Below are 381 nucleotides of genomic sequence, written 5' to 3'. Positions count from 1 at the left end.
GCGCATGGTCACTCGGGCGTTCCCAGGTGCGCGGCTCGCGGTCGATGCCCGAGGCCACCGCACTGCCCTTCAGCGCCTCTGAGACCAGGGTCAGGTCGATGCGCAGGCCCAGGTTGCGGCGGAAGCCGGCGGCACGGTAGTCCCACCAGCTGAAGGTACCCGCCTCGTCGTTGTGCAGGCGGAAGCCATCGTGCAGGCCCAGCTGCAGCAGCTTGTTCAATGCGCCGCGCTCGGCGGTGGAGGTCAGGATGTGGTTGTCGTTCCACACCGCCGGGTCGTGCACGTCGCGCGCGTCCGGGGCGATGTTGAAGTCGCCCATCACGATCAGCTTCGGGTGGCGCTGCAGTTCTCCGGCGATCCAGGCATGCACCGCTTCCAGCC

At 68.5% G+C, this 381-nt stretch carries 1 protein-coding gene; it reads right to left on the bottom strand.

What is annotated here, in order from left to right; translation table 11 throughout:
• The coding region (locus HYE82_RS37110; protein WP_179178605.1) for an exodeoxyribonuclease III at window positions 1-381 on the bottom strand (381 nt) is incomplete at both ends.

Origin of the sequence: Streptomyces sp. BR123 (assembly GCF_013401435.1) — a bacterium.
Lineage (GTDB): Bacteria > Actinomycetota > Actinomycetes > Streptomycetales > Streptomycetaceae > Streptomyces.
Note: the sequence above shows the minus strand (reverse complement) of the source record. Positions and strands in the feature narration are given on the sequence as shown.